General features: G+C 75.4%; 1 pseudogene. It reads right to left on the reverse strand.

Annotated elements, in window-relative coordinates:
- Positions 1-1,814 (reverse strand): annotated as a pseudogene (locus HMPREF3159_RS06765) (PD40 domain-containing protein); the annotation flags it as partial.
- Between the last annotated feature and the right edge of the window lie 111 nt (positions 1,815-1,925).

A 1,925-nucleotide genomic window follows, 5' to 3' on the forward strand; every position in this document is an offset into this window, starting at 1 on the left:
CCGCAGGTGCTGGTCCTGGCCGGGGCGGGCCCCCAGCCGTCGGGGGGCGGGCCGAAGGGGTCGGGGGTGGTGCGCTCGAGGGGCAGCAGGAAGGGCCGCTCGGCGTTGACGAACCCGAGGTCGAAGACCATGTCGTCGTAGACCGTCTCGAAGGTGCGCAGGCTCAGCAGCGCCAGGTGCTTGCCGTCGGCGCTGAACGCGGGGGCGGAGTCCTGGAACTTCCCGGAGGTGAGCGCGCGGCCCGTCGGCTCCTGGGCCTCGGTGTCCGAGATCATCAGGCGCGAGAGCTGCCAGGAGTTCGGCTCGGCCCATACCAGCCAGCGGCCGTCCGGCGACCAGGCCAGGTCGCTGACCTCGCCGCCGCTGCTACGGCCGATCTCGCGCACGTGGTCCAGGCGCGGCGCCGTCACGGAGCGGTCGGCGTCGGCCTCCCAGCCGGCGTCCGCGGCGGTCGCGGCCTGTGCGCCCTTCCCGTGCGTCTCCTTGGCGGGGTCCTCGAGGCCGCGCAGGGTCACCAGGCGCACCACGTTGTCGTGGCTGACGATCGCGATGCGGGAGCCGTCGGGCGAGGGGATGGCGTGCAGGATCCGGCCCACCTCGCCCACTGCCAGGCGGATCTCCTCGCCGCCGCCGTCCAGCCGCGCCAGCGCCAGCACGTCGGAGCCGACGCCGCCCTGCTCACGATCGGAGAGGGCCTCCGCATCGGAGACGAACAGGGCGAAGGGCGAGCGGCCGAGCGGCCGCACCTCCCGCAGCCGCAGCCCGCAGGCCCCGGCGAGCAGCCGCGCCGGACCGCCGCGATGGGTGAGGGCGTGCGCGGAGCCGCGCCATTCGACGACGCTCGCGCGCGCGTCGTGCAGCGGCCGCATGGCCAGGAGGTTCTCGCTCGCCGAGGCGGGGCGCGGCAGCCGGGCGGCGCCGACGCCGGAGGCGAGCACCTCGATCTCCCGCGGCGCGGCCTCGAGGGAGTCCATCGCGAACAGGCGCCCGCGGGAGCTGAACACGATCGCGCTTCCGTCGGTGGCGGGTTCGCGCAGGTAGCCCTCCTCGGAGGTGAGGGAGGTGTGGGAGCGCAGGTCCGTGCCGTCGGCGGCGATGGACCACAGGTTCGCCGAGGCGCGATCGGTGAGTGCCGCGCCGGGGCCGGGGGTGTCGGAGGCGAACAGCAGCCGATCCCCGTACCAGGCGATCCGCAGCTTCGAGGCGAGGATCTCGTCGAGCAGCGGCTCCCAGGTGCGGGCCGCATGCGCCTCGGCGGGTGCGTCCAGCGGCACGTCCTCGCGCGAGAGCCACAGCTTCACGGCCGTGCCGCCCTGGTAGTGCTTCCAGGAGGCCTGGTCGCGGCGCCACGGCGTCGCGACGACGGTGGTGCCCGAGGGATGGATCGCGACCTCGCCGCTGCGGCCCAGCGGCAGCAGCGTGGTGGTGCCCTCGAGGTCGATGGCCCACAGCTGTGCATCGCGTGCGACCGGCGCGGCGTAGCTGGTGGTCGCGACGATGCGGCCGTCGGGCAGCCAGCCGACGACCTTCGTGGCGGGGCGGCCCCAGAAGGTCAGGCGGCGCGGTGCGGACTCGCCGGCGACATCCGCGACCCACACCTCCGGCCCGCCCGAGGCGCGGGAGGTGAAGGCGATGCGGGCGCCGTCCGGGGAGAAGCGCGGGTACGAGACGGGCGCGCCCTCGTCGGTGAGGCGCCAGGCGCGGCCTCCCTCGAGCGGGGCGATCCATACGTCGTTCGCGGCGGTGAAGGTGATCAGCTCGCCCCGGACGTCGGGGTGGCGGAGATAAGCGGCATGAGCAGGCGTCGTCGGCATGGTTTCCACCCTATGCCTCGGGGCCGACGTCGCCGGGCGGGGATGTTCGGCGCGGGGGAGGGGCGGGAGCGGCCGACGGGCGCAGCCGGCGGCGCGGTGCGGCGGACGGCG

Origin of the sequence: Brachybacterium sp. HMSC06H03 (assembly GCF_001807385.1) — a bacterium.
Taxonomy (GTDB): domain Bacteria; phylum Actinomycetota; class Actinomycetes; order Actinomycetales; family Dermabacteraceae; genus Brachybacterium; species Brachybacterium conglomeratum.